18 protein-coding genes are annotated in these 25,255 nt (G+C 41.5%); 3 read left to right on the top strand and 15 right to left on the bottom strand.

Annotation, left to right across the window (positions count from 1 at the left end; translation table 11 throughout):
* Positions 1–166: 166 nt before the first annotated feature.
* Together R2Q78_RS07610 and R2Q78_RS07605 are read left to right on the top strand one after the other, a co-directional pair.
* A complete protein-coding gene (locus tag R2Q78_RS07610) occupies positions 167–1,480 on the top strand; it encodes a DUF6600 domain-containing protein (RefSeq protein WP_316790465.1) in 1,314 nt (437 codons plus the stop codon).
* Between the two features lie 109 nt (positions 1,481–1,589).
* Positions 1,590–3,170 (top strand): peptide chain release factor 3, encoded by a 1,581-nt coding sequence (locus R2Q78_RS07605; protein ID WP_316790463.1) that lies wholly within the window; start codon positions 1,590–1,592, stop codon positions 3,168–3,170.
* A 36-nt stretch (positions 3,171–3,206) separates the two neighbouring features.
* Here the strand turns inward: R2Q78_RS07605 and R2Q78_RS07600 are convergent, their stop codons facing one another.
* Positions 3,207–4,460, bottom strand: coding sequence for a pyridoxal phosphate-dependent aminotransferase (locus R2Q78_RS07600; protein ID WP_316790460.1), 1,254 nt, complete (start codon positions 4,458–4,460; stop codon positions 3,207–3,209).
* A gap of 18 nt (positions 4,461–4,478) precedes the next feature.
* Entirely contained in the window at positions 4,479–5,810 is a 1,332-nt protein-coding gene (argH, locus tag R2Q78_RS07595) for an argininosuccinate lyase (RefSeq protein WP_316790458.1), read from the bottom strand.
* 194 nt (positions 5,811–6,004) lie between these two features.
* On the opposite strand from argH, the gene R2Q78_RS07590 reads away from it, so the two are divergent.
* Entirely contained in the window at positions 6,005–8,905 is a 2,901-nt protein-coding gene (locus R2Q78_RS07590) for a S9 family peptidase (RefSeq protein WP_316790456.1), read from the top strand.
* Positions 8,906–8,971: 66 nt separating this feature from the next.
* On the opposite strand, the gene R2Q78_RS07585 is transcribed toward R2Q78_RS07590, so the two are convergent.
* The 13 genes from R2Q78_RS07585 to R2Q78_RS07525 all read right to left on the bottom strand — a co-directional run bounded on the left by R2Q78_RS07585 (position 8,972) and on the right by R2Q78_RS07525 (position 24,940).
* Complete coding sequence (locus R2Q78_RS07585; protein WP_316790454.1) at positions 8,972–10,156, bottom strand: thioredoxin family protein; 1,185 nt, start codon at positions 10,154–10,156, stop codon at positions 8,972–8,974.
* Positions 10,157–10,181: 25 nt separating this feature from the next.
* Complete coding sequence (locus R2Q78_RS07580; protein WP_316790452.1) at positions 10,182–11,630, bottom strand: RagB/SusD family nutrient uptake outer membrane protein; 1,449 nt, start codon at positions 11,628–11,630, stop codon at positions 10,182–10,184.
* Positions 11,631–11,642: 12 nt separating this feature from the next.
* Entirely contained in the window at positions 11,643–15,095 is a 3,453-nt protein-coding gene (locus R2Q78_RS07575) for a SusC/RagA family TonB-linked outer membrane protein (protein ID WP_316790449.1), read from the bottom strand.
* A 191-nt stretch (positions 15,096–15,286) separates the two neighbouring features.
* Positions 15,287–16,459: a FecR family protein gene (locus R2Q78_RS07570; RefSeq protein WP_316790447.1), complete on the bottom strand. Its 1,173-nt coding sequence runs from the start codon at positions 16,457–16,459 to the stop codon at positions 15,287–15,289.
* 65 nt (positions 16,460–16,524) lie between these two features.
* The gene (locus R2Q78_RS07565; RefSeq protein WP_316790445.1) at positions 16,525–17,118 is read right to left on the bottom strand and encodes an RNA polymerase sigma-70 factor; all 594 of its coding nucleotides are present in this window, start codon (positions 17,116–17,118) and stop codon (positions 16,525–16,527) included.
* Positions 17,119–17,227: 109 nt separating this feature from the next.
* A complete protein-coding gene (locus tag R2Q78_RS07560; protein ID WP_316790443.1) occupies positions 17,228–18,295 on the bottom strand; it encodes a M20 family metallo-hydrolase in 1,068 nt (355 codons plus the stop codon).
* Positions 18,296–18,300: 5 nt separating this feature from the next.
* Positions 18,301–19,119: a pyrroline-5-carboxylate reductase gene (proC, locus tag R2Q78_RS07555; RefSeq protein ID WP_316790441.1), complete on the bottom strand. Its 819-nt coding sequence runs from the start codon at positions 19,117–19,119 to the stop codon at positions 18,301–18,303.
* 2 nt (positions 19,120–19,121) lie between these two features.
* Positions 19,122–19,910 carry an acetylglutamate kinase gene (gene argB / locus R2Q78_RS07550; RefSeq protein WP_316790439.1) on the bottom strand — a complete coding sequence of 263 codons (789 nt, stop codon included), beginning with the start codon at positions 19,908–19,910 and terminating at the stop codon, positions 19,122–19,124.
* Entirely contained in the window at positions 19,907–20,869 is a 963-nt protein-coding gene (locus tag R2Q78_RS07545; protein WP_316790437.1) for an acetylornithine carbamoyltransferase, read from the bottom strand. The genes argB and R2Q78_RS07545 overlap by 4 nt, the downstream gene beginning before the upstream one ends.
* Positions 20,866–21,999, bottom strand: a complete 1,134-nt coding sequence (locus tag R2Q78_RS07540) for an aspartate aminotransferase family protein (protein WP_316790436.1) — start codon at positions 21,997–21,999, stop codon at positions 20,866–20,868. The genes R2Q78_RS07545 and R2Q78_RS07540 overlap by 4 nt, the downstream gene beginning before the upstream one ends.
* 65 nt (positions 22,000–22,064) lie before the next feature.
* Complete coding sequence (argC, locus tag R2Q78_RS07535) at positions 22,065–23,039, bottom strand: N-acetyl-gamma-glutamyl-phosphate reductase (RefSeq protein ID WP_316790434.1); 975 nt, start codon at positions 23,037–23,039, stop codon at positions 22,065–22,067.
* Positions 23,026–24,222, bottom strand: coding sequence for an argininosuccinate synthase (argG, locus tag R2Q78_RS07530; RefSeq protein WP_316790433.1), 1,197 nt, complete (start codon positions 24,220–24,222; stop codon positions 23,026–23,028). Before argG ends, argC begins: the two co-directional genes overlap by 14 nt.
* A gap of 13 nt (positions 24,223–24,235) precedes the next feature.
* Positions 24,236–24,940, bottom strand: coding sequence for a GNAT family N-acetyltransferase (locus tag R2Q78_RS07525; RefSeq protein ID WP_316790431.1), 705 nt, complete (start codon positions 24,938–24,940; stop codon positions 24,236–24,238).
* Positions 24,941–25,255 lie beyond the last annotated feature (315 nt).

Here is a 25,255-nt window from a genome sequence, read left to right as displayed (position 1 = left end):
AGCTGAGACAGATTATATATCTGCCATTTCAGCACTTAAACCAATATAATTACGTTATAGCTTATAATCATAATGTAATATTTCTTAGACACATTAAACTTTTGAGTGGAATTGGAACTCAAATTGATATATAAAGAGCGTTAGGTAAATTAAACACACACACAAAATGAAACACATGATCAAATTACCGGCTATTGTGCTGGGGCTCATGCTCCTTCTAACCGGGACCACTCAAAAGGTTATGGCACAAGACGAGGATATTTCCTTACAGTCATTTTATGACGAGTTATCCCCTTATGGAACATGGATTCAGGATCCTCAGTACGGATACGTATGGAGGCCGGATGCTGATCAGGGAGATTTTAGACCTTATTATACCAATGGCCGCTGGGCGATGACAGAGTATGGAAATACATGGGTATCAAACTACGACTGGGGTTGGGCACCATTCCACTATGGAAGATGGGTGTACAACAGGTACAATCAATGGGTATGGATTCCAGATACTGTATGGGGACCGGCATGGGTAAGCTGGAGAACCGGAGGTGGTTATTATGGCTGGGCACCTATGGGTCCTGGTATGCATATTAATGTCAACTTTAACATTCCGGATCTTTGGTGGGTGTTCGTTCCGCAGAGAAATATTTATTACAATAGTTTCCCGCGTTATTATTCACGTAGAAATGTGACCATTATTCACAATACAACCATCATCAACAATGTTTATTCAAGAGACAGACGTAACTATTATACCGGCCCTAGAGTAGACGACATCAGACGCGATACGAGACAGGCGGTACAGGTTTATGATGTAAACAGAGTGAGCAGACCAAGCAGAAGCGGAATCAGCGGAAATAAACTGGACATCTATTCTCCACCGAGATCAAGCAGAGGAAATAGTGACAGAGCGGCTGCTCCGAAAAATGTAGTCCGTGGTGAGGGCTATGCCAGTGCCAGACCTGAACGTGATGGGGGCAATTCTGGTTCGGTAAGAAATCCTTCTGACAGATCTTCAAGAGGAGATCAGGGTACAAATAATGGTGATTTTAGAGGAAACACCAGCAATGGAAGACCTGACAGGACTCAAGGCACACTTCCTTCAAGAGATAGAGAAACAACAAGAGAGACAAGGGGAGATCGTCCGCAGCAGAACCAGTCAATTCCTTCACAGCGTGAAAACCGTCCGGTTGATCAGCAAAACAATGGCCGTCCGCAAAGACAAGTACAGCCGGAAGTAAGGCAGGCACAACCTGAGACAAGGCAGGAACAACCGAGACAAGTGCAACCTCAGGTAAGACAAGAGGCTCCAAGGCAACAAGCTCCACAACGTCAGGAAAGACCAGTGCAACAGCAACAGTCTCAGCCTCAGCGTGTGGAACAAAGCAGACCTTCGAGAAGCAGCGGTGCTGAAAGCAGAGGCAACCAGGGTGGCGGAAGAGAGAGTTCTTCTTCAAGACCTACGAGATCGGGACGAGGATAACGTCACCATCTTTCAATACTTAATTGGATACAATAAATGAAAACCGGCTATAACAGCCGGTTTTTTATTTATCTTTGCAGCCTTTTATCAAGCACAGGCTTAATTGTTTATGATTCACCCGGAAATAGAAAAACGAAAAACATTTGCTATCATTAGTCACCCCGATGCCGGAAAGACTACCCTAACGGAAAAGTTCCTGCTTTTTGGTGGCGCTATCAATACTGCTGGCGCGGTAAAGCGCAACAAAGCCAACCAGAGCAGTACCTCCGATTTTATGGAGATTGAAAAGCAACGCGGTATTTCTGTTGCTACTTCCGTAATGGGATTTGAATATAGCGGAAAACGCATTAATATATTAGATACACCCGGACACAAGGACTTTGCTGAGGATACTTACAGAACTCTTTCTGCTGTCGACAGTGTAATTCTTGTCGTAGACTGTGTAAAAGGAGTCGAAGAACAAACCGAGAAACTGATGGCTGTCTGCCGCATGCGAAACACTCCCGTAATCATTTTCATCAATAAAATGGATCGTGAAGGTAAAGATGCATTTGATCTGCTTGATGAAATTGAGACCAAGCTGAATATCAGTCTTTGCCCACTTTCATGGCCAATCGGTCAGGGACACACTTTTAAAGGTGTTTATAGCATCTACAACAAGCACCTGAATCTATTCGAAGCAGACAAAACGAAGATCAGTGATCCAGTTATTGAAGTCAATGACCTGAATGATGAGAACCTGAGTAAGTTCTTAAAAGAAAAAGAACTGAACGGTCTAAAAAGTGACCTTGAACTCGTGGAAGGTGTGTATGGTGCGGTAGATAAAGAGATGTATCTGGAAGGATTGCTTGCACCAGTATTTTTCGGCAGTGCGATCAATAACTTCGGGATCAAAGAATTGCTGGACACCTTCGTAAATATAGCTCCTAGTCCGAAAAGCAGGGATGCGGAAGAGCGTGAGGTGCTGGCGACAGAAAAAAACTTTACTGGCTTTGTATTTAAAATCCATGCCAACCTTGACCCTAATCACCGCGACAGAATTGCGTTTTTAAGGATCTGTTCGGGGAAATTTGAACGCAATAAATTCTACTTCCATACACGTAACAATAAGAAAATTAAATTTTCGAACCCGATGGACTTTATGGCCAATGAGAAAAGCATTGTAGAAGAGGCCTGGCCAGGGGATGTTGTAGGGCTTTATGATAGCGGTACATTTAAAATCGGCGACACGCTTACTGAAGGAGAGAAATTACAGTTTAAAGGCATTCCAAGCTTTTCTCCTGAGATATTTAAAGAGGTAGAGAACAGAGATCCACTGAAGACCAAACAGCTGGAAAAAGGCCTGCAGCAACTCACAGAGGAAGGAGTGGCACAATTGTTTGTGATGCAGCCGGGTAACCGAAAGGTGATCGGTGCAGTGGGTGATTTGCAATTCGAGGTAATCGCATTCCGTCTGGAGCATGAATATGGCGCAAAAGCCCATTTCAGGATGTTGAGCTATACGCGCTCTAACTGGGTAACGTCTAAGGATTCGAAAAAATTGGAAGAGTTCTTAAAGCGTAAGCAGCAGCACATAGGCGAAGATAAGGACGGGAATCCTGTGTACCTGGCCGATAATGAATTCATGATCAATATGACAATGAGAGATTATCCAGATATTGAATTCCATAAAACTTCAGAATTCAAGTGATAAAAGAAAAGCGGATCAAATTGATCCGCTTTTCTTTTATGATAGTTTAGCTAATGCCGCAGCAATCCTTGGGATCATTTCCTTGATATCCTGAAGTGAACAGCCACCGACTGAAGCTCTGAACCATGCCATCGACTCTTTATTTCCGAATGCCGAAAATGGCACCAATGCCGTCTGAGCTTCTTTGATTAAATAGAAGTTTACATCCGCACTGTTTTTAAGCACATCTCCTGCCGGTGTAGTTTTTCCGATATAATCTATCTTGAGTGTAAGGTAGATCGCTCCCATTGGTATTACAGCATCAACATGGAACCCATCTTTCTTGAGCTGCTGAAATCCGTTATACAATTCATCAAGGCTTAACTGTACCTGCGTTTTAAAAGAATCCAGGAACTGGTCTACCAGCTCAGAATTTTTAAAATATTTAGCTACAGCAACCTGTTCGGCCTTTGGCGCCCAGGCTCCGATATGTCCCAGCAAGGCCTTCATTTTATTAATGATACCTTCAGGCCCGAAAGCCCATCCTACCCGCACACCTGTTGAGGCCAGGCATTTTGAAATTCCATCTATATAGATCACATAGTCCTTCAATTCCGGACGAAGGCTTACAGGGTTTACATGTTCTTTTCCAAATGTCAGCAAGGAATATATCTGATCATAAAGGATATACAATGGCTTTTCGTCTACATCCCTCGACTCATTTTCCTCGATGACCAGGTCACATATTTCCACCAGCTGCTCCTGAGTAAACATTGTTCCTGTCGGGTTCAATGGAGAGCACAGTGCAAGCAGCGTTGCTCCCTTTAAATGAGGCCTCAATTGTGCTGCCGTAGGCATAAAATTGTTTTCTACTGTCGTTTCCACAGCAATGCCTTTGGCAGAGGAAAGATGGCAGTAATGATTGTTGTTCCAGGAAGGAGCCGGATAAACGACCTTATCTCCAGGATCAATTAAAGCCAGGTAAGTAGCATAAATTAGTGGACGGGAACCTCCAGCCACCAAAATATCTGAAATACTGTAACCCAATGAATACCTTTCCTTTAAAACATCAACTATCGTCTCTCTCAAGGCCAATATCCCGTCAGCAGGAGGGTAATTGGTTTGGTTTTGATGATAAGCCTCAACTATTTCTGCTTTAAGTGCCTCAGGGATTGGGAAAATTGAAGGATCAAAATCTCCGATGGTCAGGTTTGCAATTTGTGCACCCTTTCGTTTCATATCATTAACTTCATTACCTATTTTAATGATTTCCGAGCCGATAAGCGTGCTTGCTAATACTGATACATTCATTTTGTTGCTATAAAGAGATTAGGCCAGCAATTTTAAGATGGCATTTTTTGTTTTTTCAAAGTTAAACTGAGAAAGTATTTCGTTCATCATACCTTCTATTTCAGTATTGCAAAGGTTACCTATACTACCTTCATGCGTATGATGCACTTCCTTACCCGGTTCAAATGTTCCGTTTTCAATGGATTCTCCTACAATTTTGTAGGCTTCCCTGAAAGGTGTTCCTTTAAGCGCAAGCTCATTTACTACTTCAACGCTAAAAAGATAGGCGTATTTTTTATCTGCCAGAATATTATCCTTGATACTGATATTTTGCAGCATAAAGGTTGTCATTTCAAGACATTCGTTCAAAGAAGTGATCGCAGGAAAAAGGTTTTCTTTCAGCAATTGCAAATCTCTATGGTAACCTGAAGGCAGATTAGTGATCATCATCGCGATTTCATTCGGCAATGCCTGGATCTTGTTACAGCGTGAACGGATCAGCTCAAATACATCCGGGTTCTTTTTATGTGGCATAATGCTGGAACCCGTAGTCAACTCATCAGGAAAGCTGATAAAACCAAAATTCTGGTTGATAAACAGGCACACGTCCATTGCCATTTTAGCAAGCGAGGCTGCAACAGACGACATAGCTTGTGCCAAAATACGCTCCGTTTTGCCTCTACCCATTTGGGCATAAACCACATTGTAGTTTAATCTTTCAAAGCCTAAAAGCTCAGTCGTCATGGTTCTGTTAAGTGGAAATGAAGAGCCATATCCCGCAGCAGAGCCTAATGGATTTTTATTGCAGACCTTCCATGCCGCCAGCATCATCTCCATATCATCAACCAGGCTCTCTGCATAAGCGCCAAACCATAAACCAAAAGATGATGGCATAGCAATCTGAAGGTGTGTATAACCTGGAAGCAATTTGTCCTTGTGCGTATTACTCAATGCAATCAGCTGTTCAAACAAAACGGAGGTATTGCCCACCATTTCTTCTATACAGTTCCTGAAGAACAGTTTTAGATCAACCAGCACCTGGTCATTACGTGATCTTCCGCTATGAATCTTTTTACCGGCATCACCAATCCTTTGAGTCAGCAACCATTCTACCTGCGAATGTACATCCTCTACCGTATCCTCAATAGTAAAATCACCTGCCTCTATTTCAGCATAAATATTCTTAAGTTCCTTTTGGATATCTTTCAGCTCAGATGCCTCGAGTAATCCTATGCTTTCCAGCATCTCTACATGAGCCAGCGAGCCCAATACATCGAAAGCCGCCATCTGTAAATCCAGTTCCCTGTCCTTACCAACAGTGAAAGTCTCTATATCCTTATTTACGTTTACGTTTTTTTGCCAGATCTTCATTTATTTCAAGTATAATCCTCATGAAATGAGGTAAAAGTATTTCAGCAAAAATACAATAATTAGTAATAGTATCGGGCAAGGAAGATCAAAACACAGCCGAGGGACTCAAACGCAATATTGTTGCATAATATTCTTGTTATAGAGTGAAACTTTAAAGGCAATGTGATATTTTAGCAAAAATTAATTCAAACAACATGATTAAGTATAAGTCAGCACTGCTGTTACTGCTATTGCCATTCGCGGTAAACCTCCATGCACAACAAAAGCCGGCATTAAGCTGGAAAGATTTATCGAAATGGAATTACATCAGAAGCAATACAAATTCTATGTCGCCCAACGGTCAATGGATGGCCTGGGCAGATGGACCAACGGAAGGTGATCTCCAGTTGATTATCCGTAAAACTATGGATACCACTAGCTTTAAATATCCAATCGGGGCCACGCCAACTGGTGTTAGCTTTACAAAAGATACCAAGTTTGCGGCTTTTAAGGTTTCTCCAAAAGATGCAGAAGCAAAGGCTGCCAGGAAAACAATGCGTCCGACTTACGACAAGCTGATGTTGGTTTCTCTGCCTGGAAATGAAAAGACAACTTTTGAAAAAGTAAGAAATTTCAGCTTTTCAGGAGAATCACCTGATTGGATCGTCATCCAGTTTGCCGGACCGGAAAACGCTTCCCGCGATAAAGATGCTCCAAAAGGCACAGATATACTGTTGTATCAACTGGCGACAAAAGCGAGCTACAACATCGGAAACGTTTCTGAATTCTCATTCAATAAGGCAGGCACAAAACTCGCTTACATCATTGATGCGAATGGGCAAAACGGAAATGGGATCTTCATCAGGGATATGAAAACCGGTTTAACAACAGCTGTTGAAAATGATAAAGCCAGTTATAAAGGCATCAACTGGAATGAGAAAGGGGATGCATTTGCACTGTTAAAGTCTAACAAAAACGAGAAGTATAAGGAAGATGTATTTACAGTAATAGGCGTCAATAAGCTTACGGAAAACAAGCCTAATAAAGTCTCTTACTCAGGAATTGATCAGACTACTTTCCCTAAAAATATGGGCGTAAGTTCAAATAGCAACCCTTTTTGGTCAGATGACCAGTCTACCCTTTTCTTTGGTATCAGTAGTCTTGAAAAAAAAGAAGAGAAAAAGGCTGATAGTGTTGCAAAGGTAAAAACAGACCCGAGTAAAGCTAAGGGCACCCCTGCAAAAGCAGATACAGTGGCAAAAACCAAGACTGATATAAAACCGTCTACTCCTCCTGTAAATAAAACAGATATTGAAAAACCAGACATGATCATCTGGAACTGGCAGGATAAGCGTTTGCAATCTGCTCAGCAAACCCAGGAGATGCGTGATAAAAATTATAGCTTCCTGAGTGCTTACCGCATCGCAGATAAAAAATTCAGTCAGCTGGCAGACAGTAACATGAGATCGGTGATGGTTGCTCCAAAACAGTTATACGCCATCGGTTATGACAATTCTAGTTATGAGCTAATGAGCAATCTGGATGGTCAAAGCTATACCGACATCTACCTGATTGATCTTAAAACAGGAATTAAGAAGCGTATTTTTGAAAAATACTATTCTTCGGGAAGAGGGGGATTAAATGTTTCTCCATCCGGAACCTGGGCCAGTTATTATAACGACGGTGTATTCTATAGCATGAACCTTGCGACTCAACAACAATATAACCTGACAGGAAAAATCAAATCTTCTTTTATTGATCAGCTGGATGACCACAATGTATCAAAGCCTGCTACTCCTAATTTTGGATGGTCTGCAGACTCTAAATATGTCTTCATAAGGGACAATTACGACTTATGGAGAATCAGCGCAGACGGGAAGAACGTGACGGCTGTTAGTGACAACTGGAAATCTAAAAAAATTGCTGTCCAGAGTAAATACAGGATCTATCCCGATGAGAAGGGAACAGATCTAAGTAAGGACCAGTATTTCGGAATATTCAATACAGAAAACAAAAAAAGCGGTATCGCAATTCTGGAAGCGGGCAAAACCAATTTAAAACCATTGTTTTTAGACGACAATAGCTATGTAGGTTTTTCGAAAGCGGCTGATGCAAAAGTATTTGCTTATGTAAAGCAAAACAATCAAAAGTCACCTGAGGTCTACGTTACCAGTTCAACCACAATCTCGGCTGCAAAACAAATCACCAACAATACTCCTGATCAGGAAAAATATGCCTGGTCATCCGGTGTAAAATTAATCAACTACGTAAGTGCAAACGGAGATTCTCTTCAGGCTGCACTGTATCTTCCTGCAAACTATCAGGAAGGAAAAAGCTACCCGACCATCACTTACATATATGAACGTCTTACTGATGAGCTAAATGCCTATACAATGCCTGGATTCCCTGGTGGAGGATTCAATAAGGCAATGTACAACAGCAATGGTTACGCTGTACTGATGCCTGATATTAAATACAAACTGAATGATCCTGGAATGTCATCTGTAGCCTGTGTAGTCCCTGCTGTAAAAGCGGCTATAGCGACAGGAATAGTTGATGAAAAGCGGGTTGCGATTCATGGTCACTCATGGGGTGGATATCAAACCTCATTCCTGATCACACAAACCAACATATTTAAAGCCGCAGCAGCCGGAGCCCCTCTTACCAACATGATCAGTATGTACAGTCTGATCTATTGGAACAGTGGCGGCACCAATCAGGCCATTTTTGAATCCAGTCAGGGCAGACTAACTCCGGGATACTGGGACAACTGGGATGCCTTTGCACGCAATTCACCGGTTTATCACATTAAAAAAGTACAGACACCATTACTTTTGCTGCACAATGATAAAGATGGCGCTGTTGATTACACCCAGGGTATAGAATATTACAACGGTTTGAGGAGACTCAACAAGCCTGTTGTCATGATCACCTACAGAGGAGAAAACCATGGCATTGCCAAATTACCAAACCGGAAAGATTACGCTGTAAGGATGATGGAATATTTCGATTACATGCTAAAAGATAAACCGGCCCCAGACTGGTGGGCTAAAGGTGTAAACCGATTAGATATGGAAAAACACCTGGATGAAAGGGCTTTTGAAACAGAAGAATAACATAAATATAAAGCCGGTAGCATTAGTAATGCTACCGGCTTTATTCATTTTTAGAACAGGCTTATCCTACAACAATTCGATCTTGTCCAGTAAATCCTGAGCCAGTTTCTGAATTTTTGAAGTCTCAGCGTCTGCAAGCGACCTTGATTTTTTTGCCGCCTGCAAGGCTTCATCCTTCTTTTTCAGGGACAGGCATACTTTCGCAAAAGTACTTTGAATAGAATATTCGTCTGGCTCCAGTTCAACTGCTCTTTTAGCCATTAGGTAAGCCTGATTAAGAATTACGGGACTTGATGCCCCTTTGTAATCTGCCCTTCTTGCCAGAAAACTCAGGTTCTCTGCTGCGTCCTTTAAATATGTCTTCAGCCCCAGATCGGTGATGTTTTTGTACTCATTAACCTTTCCCTGTTCCAGGTAAAAATCTGCTTCCAGCATCATTCCCTGTTTCTTTCGCTCAATTTGGTTTGAGTTCTTAAAATGAGAAAGTGCTTTCATGAAAGAGGCTTCGTCTTTCGCATTCATATAACCATACATCGTACTTGTGATCAGGCGATCTGTGAGCCGATCTCTTTCTTGTTGGGTACTGAGGGAATTAAACTTCGATGGATTAGCCATAAAATATGCTCCTGCACGGTCTTTTTCAGTACGAGCGAGTGCATTTATTACCTTCCAGCCAAAAGCAGAGCCCAGCTCTTCGTCAGAGATTACCGAAGTAATGTCCCTTCCTATCTTATCAGCTTTCATTCTGTCGGATTTTTGCAAAGCCATATAGTAATTCAGCAGAAATGGCAAATCCTTTTGCCCACTTTCATATCTCTTGTTGAGAAAAGCAAAGTTTCTTTTCGGATCGGCGGCCATTTTTCCCTCTTCAAGAAATTCAGCGACTGACATTTTAGAACCGGTTCTATGTATAACCTCTCCTTTATCGTTTACAAAAAGAAAAGTAGGAAACGATTGTACATTGTACTTTTTGCGCAGTTCGATTCCTTCACCTTTTTCCATATCAATCTTTGCATTGATAAAGTTTTCATTGTAGAAATCAGCCACAGAGGGCTCAATAAACACATTTTTATCCATCCATTTACATGGCGCACACCAGGAAGTGTAGCAGTCAACGAAGATGAGTTTTTGCTCAGCAGCGGCTTTTTGGCTCATTGCAGCCCAACCGGTTACCTGGTTAAATTTAATCTCTTTCTGAGCACTTGCCCCGAAAGAAGTAATTAAAAAAAGAAACAGAATTAAATATTTCATAGGATTATATATAGGGTCATTTTGATTAACGTTCATAAACAGCAATATCGGGATTTAAAGCCAGGACTTTAGGAGGTACGGGTAATATATATCTGCTGTCATTTGCTGGCAGCGTAAAGCTAAGTGCTCCATGGGTATGTGTGATTGTTTTAGCAAACCGAGGGTCTTTATTCAGACGTTTCAAATCCACTAGCCTTGTAGTACCAAGATACGGCATTTCCCGTCTGCGTTCATCCAATGCCATTTTCAGTGCTTCGTCATTTGTCGATGCAGAAACCGTTGAATTTCCTACAATCCTTTTACTGCGCAGCGTATTCAGGTATTCAACAGATTTTTCTTTAGTTCCTACACGGGCCTCGCATTCCGCCGCAATCAGATAAAGTTCTGGAGTACTGAAACCGGTATTGAATTCTGTATAGGCCGCCCAGAGTACTTTACCTGGAAACAAGACCACATTGGATCCAAATTGTGCCTTACCATCGCAATAAAATAATGCTAACCGCTGATCCACTGCTCCGGTCGGTAAATTGTCACGGTATGTTTTCAGCAAATCATCACTAGCGTATACTTCCGCAAAAATCTGACCTGAACTCGCTGCTCCCAACCTTATCCAAATTGCCTCCTTATTATTCTGAGCATCAGGAAAAGAAATATTCTCATTGGCCTTCGTACATACCCTTCCAAAGGTACCCTTTTTCGTAGTGTAGATATTATAATCTTCCAGGTAACTATCCAGCTTCAATGCTTCTTTTACGTTAACAAGAGCCTCGCTATAATTCCCCATATAAAGATACATTCTGCTTAGGAAAGCATATGCTACACTTTTCATTGGGTGAAAACGCTGTGGAACTGTTGTTGCCAAATTTGGCAGTGCTTCTTCCAGGTCTTTTTTTATCTGGGTATAGACCTCTGAAACTGTATTACGCTTATAGGACTTATTGATGTCTTCGGACAAAACCAATGGCACTCCAAGATCCGTCGCAGCAGTAGCAGGGTCATAGTGCCTGGCATAGGCATTTACAAGTGTCAGGTATTCAAATGCACGTCCAACCAACGCTTCTGCTTTCAGTTGCTTCTTTTCCCTCTCAGAGCCATTCGGCACCTTCTCTATATTATTGATGATGGTATTGTAAACATAGATATGGCTGTATGAAGGCTCCCAAAAAGGATCGCTTTCTCCCTGATCAAATACAGAACCATTTTTAAACTCAAATAGATTTCTCTTAAAAAGACTGTAACGGGTATAAACCGCTCCTTTGTTTTGATCATTATCATCTCCTCCGCGCACATCATCAGTAAGATAGTTTGGATAAGCCGATGAAACCCTGAATAAAGCCTGGTTATTTAAAAGCCTCACATAGTCATCATAAAACTCAGGTATAGTATATCCTTTGGGCTTTACATCCAGATATTTTTTACAACCCGACATCAGGATTGTACACAATGCAAAAGTTAAAATCAATATTTTTTTCATTACTCAGATCATTTAAAAATTAACGGATAGACCGAATGTATAGGTAGGAGGAATCAAATTACCTCTTGTTGGAGTAAGCGAGGTTCCATTCCAAACCTCCGGATCCAGCTGCTGCTTGTTGGCAGACCATCTCCATGCGTTCTGAACCTGAAGCATAAAGCGCACACGTTGGATATAGTTCCTTTTTAAAAAGTCATTGCTGAGGCTGTAGCCTAAATTTACATCCCTTAATTTGATGTAATCTGCCTTTCTGATGTGCTGGTTTCCTGCCTCCCACAACTGTGTCACCGTCGATCCTACACCATCATAAAAGCCTGGTGCAATACCCGGGATAAGTTCATCTCCTGCTTTCTTCCAGTAATTCAAGGCCTGTTTATCCATATTGGTCGTATAGTTCAATTCTGGATATTTCGTAAGATATGGAGCCATTACATCTCTCATCACGTGTCCGCCGTAATAAATAAACATAAAATAGAGGTCAAAACCTTTGTAACTAAAATTGTTCTGCAAAGAGGCAGAATAAGGAGGCGTAGCTGTTCCTTCATAGATCAAATCTGAAATCGCCAGTTTGTCTGTAGCTTTTACTTCTGTGCCATCAGCTTTTAACCCAATTGGTCGGCCTAAATTATCCAGACCACCATAACGGATGCTATAAATCGAATTCATCGGCTTTCCTACCCTGTTCTGACCAGAACTTACATAGGTAAACAGTGTGTTGTCTCCATTCTCAAGTCTTGTCAGTTCATTTTTGTTATAAGCAAAATTCAAAATAGTATTCCACCTAAAATTACCTGTTCTTATGTTATCACTATTCAGTGCAACTTCAATCCCCCTGTTCCTCATACTTCCGTAGTTTACCAGAATAGAACTCCATCCGATTGTCGGATCGGATAAAAGTGTTCCCAGTAGGTCTTCGGTCGATTTATTATAGAATTCTATAGTTCCTGAAAGTCTTCTTTTCAGTACGCTAAAATCTATTGCCAGATTCGTCACTTTTGTTTTTTCCCATCTTAAGCCAGAATTGGGTGGAGAAGAAACGTAGTCCTGTGTTTCTTTGGTGTAATAGTTATTACCGTCGGATTGTGTGATCATGTATGGACCTCCTGATTTTGGAATATTCCCGTTGATACCATAAGTACTTCTCACGGACAAGCGATCCAGCCACTCTATTTTATTTTCCGACAAGACATATTGAAGTCCGGCCGACCAAAGCGGCTTATACTGATACTTCGGATCGGTCCCGAACAAGTTAGACTGGTCCATCCGGATACTTCCGGTCGCCGTTAGTCTTCTATCAAAAGTATAAGATGCATTCCCATAGAAAGATACGTAACGATCATCACCGTAGGTAAACCCTGACTCTGCCCTGCTCAGCATAAATTGGTCGTAGATTGATTCTGTATTCTTGATATAAACAGAAAGCAGATCCTCATTGATCGGTTTATAGTTAAGGCTAAAATCATCATATCCATATTTGTAAACGTTAGTTCCTGATCTTAGTACTTTTCGTTGTTCTGCTCCGGCAATCACATCAACCTGGTGCCTGTCGCCAAACAGCTTGCTGTAATTTAATTGTGCCCTCAGCGTATGGGAATTCCTGTCTGATCTGGTTTCATTTACCTGGCCGCCGACAGGAATATGCCGGGTAATAACACCGTCCAATTTATTTATAAATGTAGCATCGTTGATCTGTGTCTTTACGGCATAGGCATTTTTATCATACAATTGTTTTGAGTAACTCTCTGTCCTCTCCTTCTGAAATCTAAGGTCCAGGCTCAGTCCGTCATAGATTTTGAAGCTTCCCCCGAAATTAATATTCAAATAATTGCTATTGGAAGTGAGGTGCTGCTTGTTTAACTCATTTACCGGCGCATAATTCTCGTCCATCAATCCCAGCCCATTCAAACGGTCAATTTCAAATTGAGATTTAGTATTCAGCCAGTTCACAGGATTTCCCTGAGGATCCCTTAACATGTAATAAGAGGCTCTGCCAGTATTTAATAAAGCCATTCCCGAAATACCGTTGTCATAATCAGATTTGTTGTTGGTTCCTAGTATTCCTAGATCAATTCTCATCCACTTAGTAAGGTCAAAGGTGTTTTTCAGGTTAAAACCCAACTGACGCGTACTTTGTACCCGCTCATAAGGATTTGTACCCAAATAATTACCCGAAAGGTTATATTTATAGATAGAACTTCCTCCCGAAAAAGAAAGATTATGCTGGCTTGTCAAAGCAGTCTTGTTAAGGAATTCATCAATGACCTGATCATAGCGGTCATTATTTCGGTAAACATCCAATGCAGTCTGCAGTTGTGCCTCTGTGAGGTTGCCCTGCTTTTGTTCGTATAACAAACGGTATACGTCATTCATAGACTTCCTGGGATCTATAGCTGCATATGCTCCGGATCTGTAGTTGAACATTTCTCTCTGAAAGTCGACAAACTCAGCACTACTCATCTTATTGGCGTAGTCACGGTCTGGCAATGGTGTCAGCTTCAGGCTTCCATCGTAGTTAATCCTCATCGGGCCCGCCTTACCACTTTTAGTTGTGATGACAATAACTCCATTTGCAGATCTTGCCCCATAAATTGAGGCTGCAGTTGCGTCTTTTAATACCGTTATAGATTCTACATCGGCAGGATTGATTGCTGTAATCGCACCTTCAAAAGGGGCTCCGTCAACCACATACAAAGGCGCTGTACCACCCAACAAGGTAGAGACACCCCTTATATTTACTGCGTCTTTATAAGAAGTTAATCCTGCTACAAGTCCTTCCAGGCGACTAACAATACTGGTTTGCAGCTTACCCTCCATATCTTTAGCCGTTATAGTAGAAAAAGAGCCTGTGGCACGTTCTTTTGGGATCTTCTGATATCCAGTTGAAACCATTACCGCTACCTCTTCCAGATCACTGCTATTCAACTCCATTTTTATTGTTGATGGCATGCCCTGACTTACTTCAGTCTCCTTCTGTTTGTATCCCATAAAGGAAATCACCAGTAATGCGCGATCATCTACCCCTTTCAATTCAAATTCCCCATCTGAATTGGTGATTGTTGCCTTATCAGTACCTTTTACTTTTACGGTAGCGCCAATTAAAGGAAGTCCGTTTTCATCCAACACCTTTCCTTTTACATCAACCGGAGGGATAAACGTATTTTTAAAAAACTCTGTTTTTCGCTGTATAACCACCGTATTTTGTTGTATCACATAGGTAATCGGCTGGTTCTTAAAACAGGCATCCAATGCTTCCTGCAAGGTAGCTCCCTGTAACGTTAAAGAAACAGGTTTCGTACCCTTAAGAGTTTGGGTTGTGTACAAAAAGTCGTACCCGCTCTGATCTCGCAACTCCGCCAGAACCTTATCCAAAGCGATATTCCGCTGGTTAATTGTAATTTTCTGGGCTAAGCTTGCGGCACTGATCTGAACCAATAAAGTGGTGATTAATAAAAAGGTCAGCTTCATTATACGCAATATTTGTTTGGAACTGCAAGCACGTAGCCCCGCCCCAAATAGATCATAAAATATCATTATATTTGTTAGGTTTGGTTATTATAATAGATTCTTTTCTGCAAATTATTTTAGCAATCCAAACTATGTTCAAGCTCCGATGGCCGTCGGGGCTTGTCTTTTTTCAGATTACTGTTTAGGTATCATTATGGCATAACAGTAATCCTCCTTCCTTCGATTTTAAAGTGAACACCTTGTGTAAGCTCCAATAGATTTAACACTTCTGAAACCTTTTTAAAACGGGAAATACTTCCTACAAAGTCATTTTCAGTTATTTTCCCCTCATATATAACTTCCACATCATACCATCTGGCAATCTTTCGCATGATGCTTTCAATCCTTTCATTTGCAAATACAAAATTGCCATTCTTCCAAGCCAATGCCTCCTCCATGTTCGCGGGCGATACGATAAGCGCATAATTACGTACAACAGATTGTTGCCCGGGAACTAAATATACTTTATCCAATTGCTGTTCCGAAACCATCTTATTACTGGCTGTAACAAGTACAGACCCTTCATATAAGGTGGTCTGATCCACTGGCTCATCTTTATAGCTATTGATATTAAAATGGGTCCCCAAAACCTTCACAGTTTGTCGGCTCGTTTTTACCACAAAAGGCCTGTGCGTCTTTGCTACTTCAAAATAAGCTTCTCCGCTAAGTTCAACTTCTCTTAAACGTGTGCTGGCAATAGCAGGGGAAAACCCAATAGCGCTTTCTGCATTCAGCCAGACCTTAGTTCCATCAGGCATAATAAGCTGATACTGCCCTCCTCTAGGAGTTGTTATGACATTCACTGTTCCTGGGGCAACTTTTGAATTCCCAGCAATGTTATAAATCAACTGCCCGTCTTTAGTTTTAATGATCTCAATGCCCTGCTCACTGGCAATCGCCCCAGTTTTAACGTCCGTAAGAGATATTTTCGATCCGTCTGCCAGTGTAAGTACAGCTTTATCACCTCCTGGCTTTACATCATTTGCAAACCGGACGTGCTTTTTCTCCGGCTCAGCATTGTGATTAAAAAGCAACGCTAAAGACAAGGCAACCAGAAAAATCGCCGCGGCAGCCCAGCGGAACAAAAAAATCTTCTTCATTTTCTTAGCCACGGATTTATCTACAGCAACAATACTGTTGAGCATTGGACCCCATTCCTGAATATCAATGGACTCTAATGTAACTTCTCCATCCATCATCTCCGCAATAGCAGCAGTTACACCATCCTCGTCAGTTGTAGTCAGGGCTAAAAGCTCATCAGTTTCCGAAGGCGTAAGCTTTCGCAATTCAAATTGTTGTAATAAATAAACAGCTCTGTTCTTCATAAGATTCAATACTAAGAAACCCCAAAAGCAATTTAGGACTATCGCTCATTCAAAATATTTATGATTTATTTCAATAAGGCTATGTAAGCCAGTACAGAGAGCGTTACTCCATGTTTATTCAGGTGTTCCCTAACGGATTTTAATGAAATCACTAAAGCATTTTTTACTGTATTTGGAGATAACCGCAGGCTTTCAGCAATATCAGGAATGGTCATGCCCTCTGTTCTGCTCATCTGAAAGATTCTTCTTCTCTGATCAGGCAGGCTTTCCACGGCTTTTCCGATCATCACATTGATCTCATTCAGATTTAAGGTCTCTATAGTCACATTACTTTGCTCCGGATAATCTGTTGCGAACTGATCAATCGCCTTGGCCTTTTTCAATTCCTTCCTAAGGTAGTTCAGGCATTCATTAGATGCATATTTATACAAATATGCCTTAGCATTTTCTATCCCTTCCAGCTTTTCCCTGTTTAGCCAGATCCGCAGAAAAGTATCTTGAATGATCTCCTCGGCAGCATGCTCAGATTTTGTAAATTTTAATGAAAACTGCTTCAATACGGGTAGATAATGGTAGAAAAACACACCAAAAGCCTGCTCATCTCCTTCAGAGATCTGCTTTAGCAGTAATTTCTCATTATATAATTGCTGTATTGCCATTCGCCAGTCTATTTCCCCCTCAGATTTTTAACCTGGAAATAGTTTCCAATGTTAAATAATTATTTTCAAACCATTAGCATCAGCTTTAATTACAATACTAGCCCCGACACTATTTACCTTCTATTACTGGCTTTAGCATTGCGATGTATAATTCTATACCTTCCGCAATCTCATTTACAAATACATATTCATCAGCCATATGAGACCTCGCAGAATCACCTGGACCTACTTTCACTGAAGGGATGCTCAGCAAAGCCTGATCAGAGGTAGTCGGAGATCCATAAGTAGTTCTACCCAGTTTAACTCCAGCCTGTACCAGCGGGTGTTCTTTATCGATAGAAGAGGGTTTCAACCTGATTGACCGGGGTTTTACGTCGCAATCTACATTTGTACGAATAATCTTTAGCACCTCCTCGTTGGTATAAGCATCTGTAACACGTACGTCTACTGTAAATGTACAGGTGGCTGGGACTACATTATGCTGAGAACCTGCATTGATGATGGTAACGGTCATCTTTAAAGGACCGAAGACATCTGAAACCTTTGAAAAACGATAATTCCTAAACCATTCTATATCTTTAAGCGCCTTATAAATTGCATTATCACCTTCCTCCCTAGCGGCATGTCCCGCTTTTCCGGTTGAAGTACAATCCAATACAAGCAAACCTCTCTCTGCAATCGCGAGATTCATTTGAGTGGGCTCTCCAACAATGGCAAATTCCAGCTCTCCCAGATCCGGCAGTACACATTCCAATCCGTCATTTCCCGAAATTTCTTCCTCAGCTGTAGTAGCGAGGCAAATGTTATAACTCAAGTCCTCCTGACTATAGAAGTACAGAAACGTCGCTATAAGCGACACGAGACATCCTCCCGCATCATTACTTCCCAATCCATATAATTTACCATCTTCTACAGCAGCGTCATAAGGATCGCGTGTGTATCCCGAATTTGGTTTTACGGTATCATGATGAGAATTTAAAAGCAATGTTGGCTTAGCGGCATCAAAATGTTTGTTGTAAGCCCAGATATTGTTAAGCTTACGGTGTGTTTTTATATTTCTTTGCTGCAAAAATTGTTCAATTTTATCTGCGGTCCTATCTTCTTCTTTACTGAATGACTGGATTGCAATCAATTGTTTCAACAATTCTAAACTATCCTTTTGCAGTTGTTCTATCATAAATATTATTCTTTTGTATATAATGCCCCGGCTTTTACTGCCGAAAGTTTAATGCCTTTGATCAGTGAAGAACTAAAGCCATTGTGCTCCATTTCATTCAGCCCGGCAATCGTACAACCCTTAGGTGATGTTACTTTATCGATCTCCTGTTCAGGATGCGATTGCATTTGCAACAAGAGATCTGCAGCTCCTTTTGCAGTCTGAACAGCCATTTTCAAGGCTTCATCGGCATGAAATCCAATTTCTACCCCACCCTGGGAAGCCGCTCTAATTGCCCTTAAGAAAAAAGCGATACCACATGCACATAATGCCGTTGCAGAGGTCATCAGGTCCTCATTGATCTTTACCACAGAACCTACAGTCTCAAACATTCTGATCACCTCCTCCACGTTATCCTTTGTAGCACTATCGGTAGCCACACAGGTCATGGATTGTCCGATGGCAATCGCAGTGTTAGGCATCGCCCTGATCACCTGAACGTCTTCTCCAAGCTTACTTCTGATATCCGCACAGCTAACACCGGAGGCAACCGAAATAAATACCTGCTTTTTTGCATCAACCGAAGGACGTATTTGCTCCAGCAACTGGTTCAATTGCTGAGGAAGCACCGCCAGTACCACGATATCAGCATTTGCAGTAACGGCAGAATTGTCTGCACTAACCACAAAACCCTGTTCAGCCAGCACACTTAGGTTCGATATATTACGACGGGTAAGTGTGATCTGACTGGGTTGTGCGTAGTCGGCCTTAATCAGGCCTTTAGCTAAAGATACACCTATGTTTCCGCTTCCTAAGATGGCAATACTGCCTTTAAACTGGTTCATGTTTATTTGATTAATCTCGTTCCAAAATTATGTTGATCTATTAATGACAGTTCATCTGCCTTTCCTATATATACTGCTGTAACTCCACTTTTTATTGCCTCAAAAGCATTGTGCAATTTAGGGATCATTCCTCCGGAAACAACACCTTCATTCTTTAAACCCTCAAACTCAGACATTTTTATTTCAGCTACAAGCGAATTGTCATCATCGATGTCACGCATTACTCCCTTTTTTTCAAAGCAATAGATCAATGAAGTCTCATATTGATCAGACATCGCCACAGCTACCGCAGAGGCAATAGTATCTGCATTTGTATTCAAAAGCTGCCCCTCCCCATCGTGGGTAATGGCACACAAAACAGGTACTAGTCCTGCTTTCAAAAGGTTGTCGATCATCTCTGAAGACACAGAAGTCTCATTGAGATCACCAACAAAACCATAATCAATCTCTTTCACAGGACGCTTTACAGCCTTTATGATATTCCCATCAGCACCTGTCAGGCCGATGGCATTACAACCTTTATCCTGCAACTGAGCCACCATATTCTTATTGATGAGCCCTGCATAAACCATGGTTACGATCCGCAATGTTTCTATATCGGTAATCCGTCTGCCGTCCACCATTTTAGCTTCAATGCCCAATGAAGTCCCAAGCTCAGTAGCGATCTTACCGCCCCCATGAATCAAGATCTTATCACCTGGAAGCGCAGTAAAATCAAGTAAAAACTGATGCAGTTTTTCTGAGTTATCTATGACGTTGCCGCCGATTTTGATGATACTAAGTTTGTTCATAGCTGCTCCAGCATTTGTTTTAGCACGGCTTGCGCTGCCCATAGCCTGTTTCCTGCTTCATGTATCACAAGCGAATTTGGTCCGTCCAATATTTCAGAAGACAGTTCCAGGTCCCTGCGTACCGGAAGGCAGTGCATTACCTTAGCATCATTTGTTCCCTTCAGTTTCTCATTATTCAGCATCCAACCTTCAGGATAAGTCAATACTTTTCCATACTCTTTGTAGCTCGACCAATTTTTTACATAAATATAATCCGCTCCGGACAGGGCTTCATCAAGGTCATGTGTAATATGAGCTCCCGGAGTAAATTCCTCACTCAACTCATAACCTTTAGGTTGTGCGATAGTGAAATCGAGCATGCCTAAAGATTGCGCCTTGCTCATCCACTCTGCGAATGAATTGGGAACGGCCTGCGGCAATGCCTTAATGTGCGGGGCCCAGGCAAGTACAACTTTCGGCTTAGCAGCTCCTTTCCAGGTTTCTTTGATGGTGATCAGATCAGCCAGACTTTGCAAAGGATGTCGGGTTGCGCTTTCTAAACTCACCACGGGTACATTGCAATATTTTATGAATTTGCTGAAGAAATCCTCATTGTAATCCTCTTCCCGGTTCACAAGCTTCGGAAAAGAACGCAGTCCCAGAATATCGCAATACTGCCCCATAACAGCCGCAGCCTCACGAATATGCTCTACGGTTGTTCCATTCATGACCACACCGTCCTGGGTTTCCAATGCCCAGCCTTCCTTATCCATGTTCATTACCATCACATTCATCCCCAGGTTAAGCGCAGCTTTTTGAGTACTTAAGCGTGTTCTCAAGCTTGGATTTAAAAACACCAGCCCCAGGGTTTTATTCTTCCCTAAGTGTTGATGCGCATAAGGGCTTTCCTTTAACGCCAATGCGTCTTTAATCAATTGGCTGATGTCTTGTACATCATTTACTGAAGTAAACTGGTTCATCCTTTTAAAGCTTTTTTAAATTCATTTAAAAACTGATCTGCATGATCTTTCGTTAAATTTAAAGCAGGCAAAAGTCTGATGACATTAGGCTTTGCCTCTCCTGTAAAGATTTTATATTTGAAAAGCAGGTCTTTCTTTACGTTCGACATGTCCTCGGGAAGATCTATCCCAATCATCAGACCACGTCCGCGTACTTCTTTTACTGCTGCTATTTTTTTAAGTTCAGTAATGAGGTAAGTCCCAACTTCTTCTGCATTTTTCATCAGGTTGTCCTGTTCAATGATTTCCAGGACAGCAAGCGCAGCTGCACAAGCCAGATGATTTCCACCAAAAGTAGTCCCGAGCATACCATGCCAAGGTTTAAACTTAGGCGCTATTGAAATCCCTGCTACAGGGAAACCATTGCCCATTCCCTTAGCCATCGTGTATACATCAGCATCCACACCTGCATAGTCATGAGAATAGAATTTACCCGTTCTGCCATAACCACACTGTACACTGTCAGCGATATATACCGCATTGTACTGATCGCACAACGAACGGATCAATTTAAGAAAGCTTACAGAAGCCTCCTTGATGCCACCCACACCCTGTATACCTTCAATAATTACCGCAGTTATTTCATTACCGTACGATTCAAAAGCCTGCGTTAGCGACGCTTCATCATTATGTGGAAGAAAAATGATATTGTCTGTTTCGTTTACAGGAGCAATAATTTTTGGGTTGTCAGTTGCAGAAACTGCCAAAGAAGTTCTGCCATGAAAGGCACCTTTAAAAGCGATCACTTTTTTTCTGCCATTATAAAACGAAGCAAGTTTTAGCGCATTTTCATTTGCCTCTGCACCAGAATTACACAAAAACAACTGATAGTCAGCTTTTCCAGACACTTGTCCAAGTTTCTCTGCCAGTTGGACCTGCAAAGGAATTTTAACAGAATTGGAGTAAAAACCAACCTTATTTAGCTGCTCCGTCAAACGGGCTACGTAATGAGGGTGGGTATGGCCTATGGAAATTACGGCATGACCACCGTAAAGATCCAGGTATTGTTGTCCTTCAGCATCCCAGACATTACTGCCAGATGCTTTTGTTATTTCTATATTATTTAATGGGTATACGTCGAATAAGTTCATGATATACTAACTTTTATTGTGTAAATAATTGATAATCGTTGATGAAAGGAAAATAGCGCAGCAGCTTAAAAAGCCGCTGCCTTAAGCCGTAGCCCTTCGCTTTCAGGCAATCCAAACATGAGGTTCATGTTCTGCACTGCCTGTCCACTGGCACCTTTCAACAAATTATCTATAATACTTACCACAAACAGCTTACCTCCATGTTTCTCCACATGCACCAATCCCTTATTGGTATTCACCACTTGTTTTAAGTCAATATTTTTTTTGCTTACATGAGTAAAAACATGGTCAGCATAATAACTTTCATAAAGTCTCTGTGCTTCTTCTGCACTCAGATCGCTTTCCAGGTACATCGCCGCTAAAATACCTCTTGTAAAATCACCTCTCTGAGGAATAAAATTCAACACCTGATCAAATCCAGGTGTCAGTTGTGACAAGCTCTCCCCGATTTCATTTAAATGCTGATGTTCAAATGCTTTGTAAACCGAAAGATTATTATTTCTCCAGCTGAAATGTGAGGTGGTCGACAAACTCTGTCCAGCACCAGTAGATCCGGTTGTCGCATTAATATGCACTTCACCTTTTATCAGTCCTTTAGCCGCCAAAGGAAGTAATCCGAGCTGAATACAAGTTGCAAAACACCCGGGATTAGCAATAAAATCCGACTGTTTAATTCGGTCTCTGTTCAGTTCAGGCAATCCATACACCCATTCTGTTCCCGCATTTGCTTTCAGTCTGAAATCCTGACTCAGATCAATGATCTTTATGCCATCAGCGACAAGATTTGCATCCAGAAATTTCTTTGCATCGCCATGTCCTACGCATAAGAACAAGACGTCAATATCAGAAGAAAGCTCGCCTGTAAAACGCAGATCTGTATCCCCAAACAAGTCAGTATGCACATCGGAAATCAAATTCCCGGCATTGCTGTTACTGTTTACAAATACAATATCAACCGATGGGTGATTTACCAGCAAACGAAGCATTTCTCCGCCGGTATATCCGGCACCGCCGACTATACCTGCTTTAATTTTTTTCATCACTGTTCACTTTATGCCAGATCATCACCTGGTTGCCAAAAATCTTAGAGAAACCCTTTACATCCTCACCGCTCCATGCATTGTTCATCTCTCCGTAACTGCCAAACTTGTTGCTCATCAGGTCATGTGCAGATTCTATACCGATGATGTTGAAACGATACGGTAATAACTCTACAAATACTTTTCCGGTTACGGTTTTCTGTGTATCAGCTAAAAACGCCTCTATGTTACGCATGATCGGATCATGGAACTGACCTTCATGCAGCCAGTTGCCATAGAAAGAAGACAATTGCTCTTTCCATGAAAGCTGCCATTTGGTCAACGTGTGTTTTTCAAGTGTATGGTGTGCTTTGATGATCACAATTGGTGCAGCAGCCTCAAATCCAACACGACCTTTGATCCCGATAATGGTATCTCCGACATGGATATCTCTTCCAATACCATAAGGTTGTGCAATAGCCTGAAGTTTCTGAATTGCCCTTACCGGCTCTGATCGCTCACCATCGATGGCTACCAATTCACCTTTTTCAAAAGTAAGCTCCAGTTTACGTGCTGCAGTTTCAGAAACCTGGGTAGGCCATGCCTCTTCCGGCAAGGTTTCGTTAGAAGTAAGGGTTTCTTTACCCCCTACCGATGTCCCCCATAAGCCTTTATTGATAGAATATCTTGCTTTTTCAGCACTATATTCTACACCATGAGCGGCTAAATATTCTATTTCTGCCTCGCGGGACAATTTCAAATCTCTGATCGGCGTGATGATCTCTACTTCAGGAATGATGATGTTAAAGATCATGTCAAAACGAACCTGATCATTACCCGCACCTGTACTTCCATGAGCTACATAATCCGCTCCGATTTTTTTCACATAATTGGCAATCGCTGTCGCCTGGCTTACACGTTCTGCACTCACAGAAAGCGGATAAGTAGCATTTTTCAGCACGTTACCATATACCAGATATTTAATACAGCTATCATAATAATTTGTGGTTTCATCTACTACAGCATGAGAAGCTACACCCAGGGCGTACGCACGTTTTTCTATTTCCTGTAATTCCTCATCAGAAAAACCACCGGTATTTACAATTACAGAATGCACCTCTAAATCACGGTCCTGAGCAAGGTAAATACAACAAAATGAGGTATCTAAACCTCCGCTAAAAGCTAAAACAACTTTCTTCTTCATCTTAATATAACAGCTATTTAAATAAAATGGTAAACAATAAAAACAAGGATTTCAATCCTTTCTTACTCTGTGGCTTAGTCTTCACTACCAGCCTCTGTTTGATGCGCATGAAACGCTCATACAACTTAGGTTTTTGCTGAAGTTCTTCTGCAAATTTCTTGGCCACTTCGTGCTTTTGCTCCACAGGATCATAGAGCATAGCTGTACACATACAGTTTTTACGCTCCTTCATCTTCAGGATCTCAAAGTTCACACAACTCTGACAACCCTTCCAGAATTCTTCATCCTGGGTAAGTTCAGAATAGGTAACAGGCTCATAACCCAGATCAGAGTTGATCTTCATCACGGCCAGACCGGTGGTCAAGCCAAAGATCTTCGCCTTAGGATATTTCTGTCTTGAGAGTGCAAAAATCTTATGCTTAATGGCATTTGCCAGTCCTACCTTACGGTATTTCGGACTCACAACAAGACCTGAATTGGCAACAAACTGTCCATGACTCCAGGTTTCGATATAACAAAACCCTGCCCATGAGCCATCTTTATGAAATGCGATCACTGCTTTACCATCAGCCATTTTACCGGCTACGTAATCAGGAGATCGTTTTGCGATACCCGTACCTCGTGCTTTGGCAGACTCTGCCATCTCCTCACAAATTTCTTCTGCAAAGACACGATGTTCAGGAAGTGCAACTTGCACTATAAAATCGTTTATATTCATTAATATGATAACGAAAAAATATAAATGTTCTGATTAATTGTTTTTTGAGAGGCAATCCTCTTCGTAAATGACCTGGTAAAAGGAATTTACTCAGATCCGCGGCGTATAGGTTTGCCGGTTCGTAGTCACAAAAAACACGGGTTGTAAACGTTCAATAAACAGACTTCTTGAAGCAATATTCTTTGCTTCAACAATAGAAAGTTTATGCACTGCGTGTTTGATCATTTTCTGTGTATAATAATTATTTAAATGAGTTGTGGCGCAAAGGTTTAAATAAAAATTGAGTTGTGCAATACGTTTTTAATTTTTTTACAT

Source organism: Pedobacter frigoris (genome assembly GCF_032678645.1).
GTDB classification, from domain to species: Bacteria; Bacteroidota; Bacteroidia; order Sphingobacteriales; family Sphingobacteriaceae; genus Pedobacter; species Pedobacter frigoris_A.
This window is presented reverse-complemented; position numbering and strand designations above follow the sequence as displayed.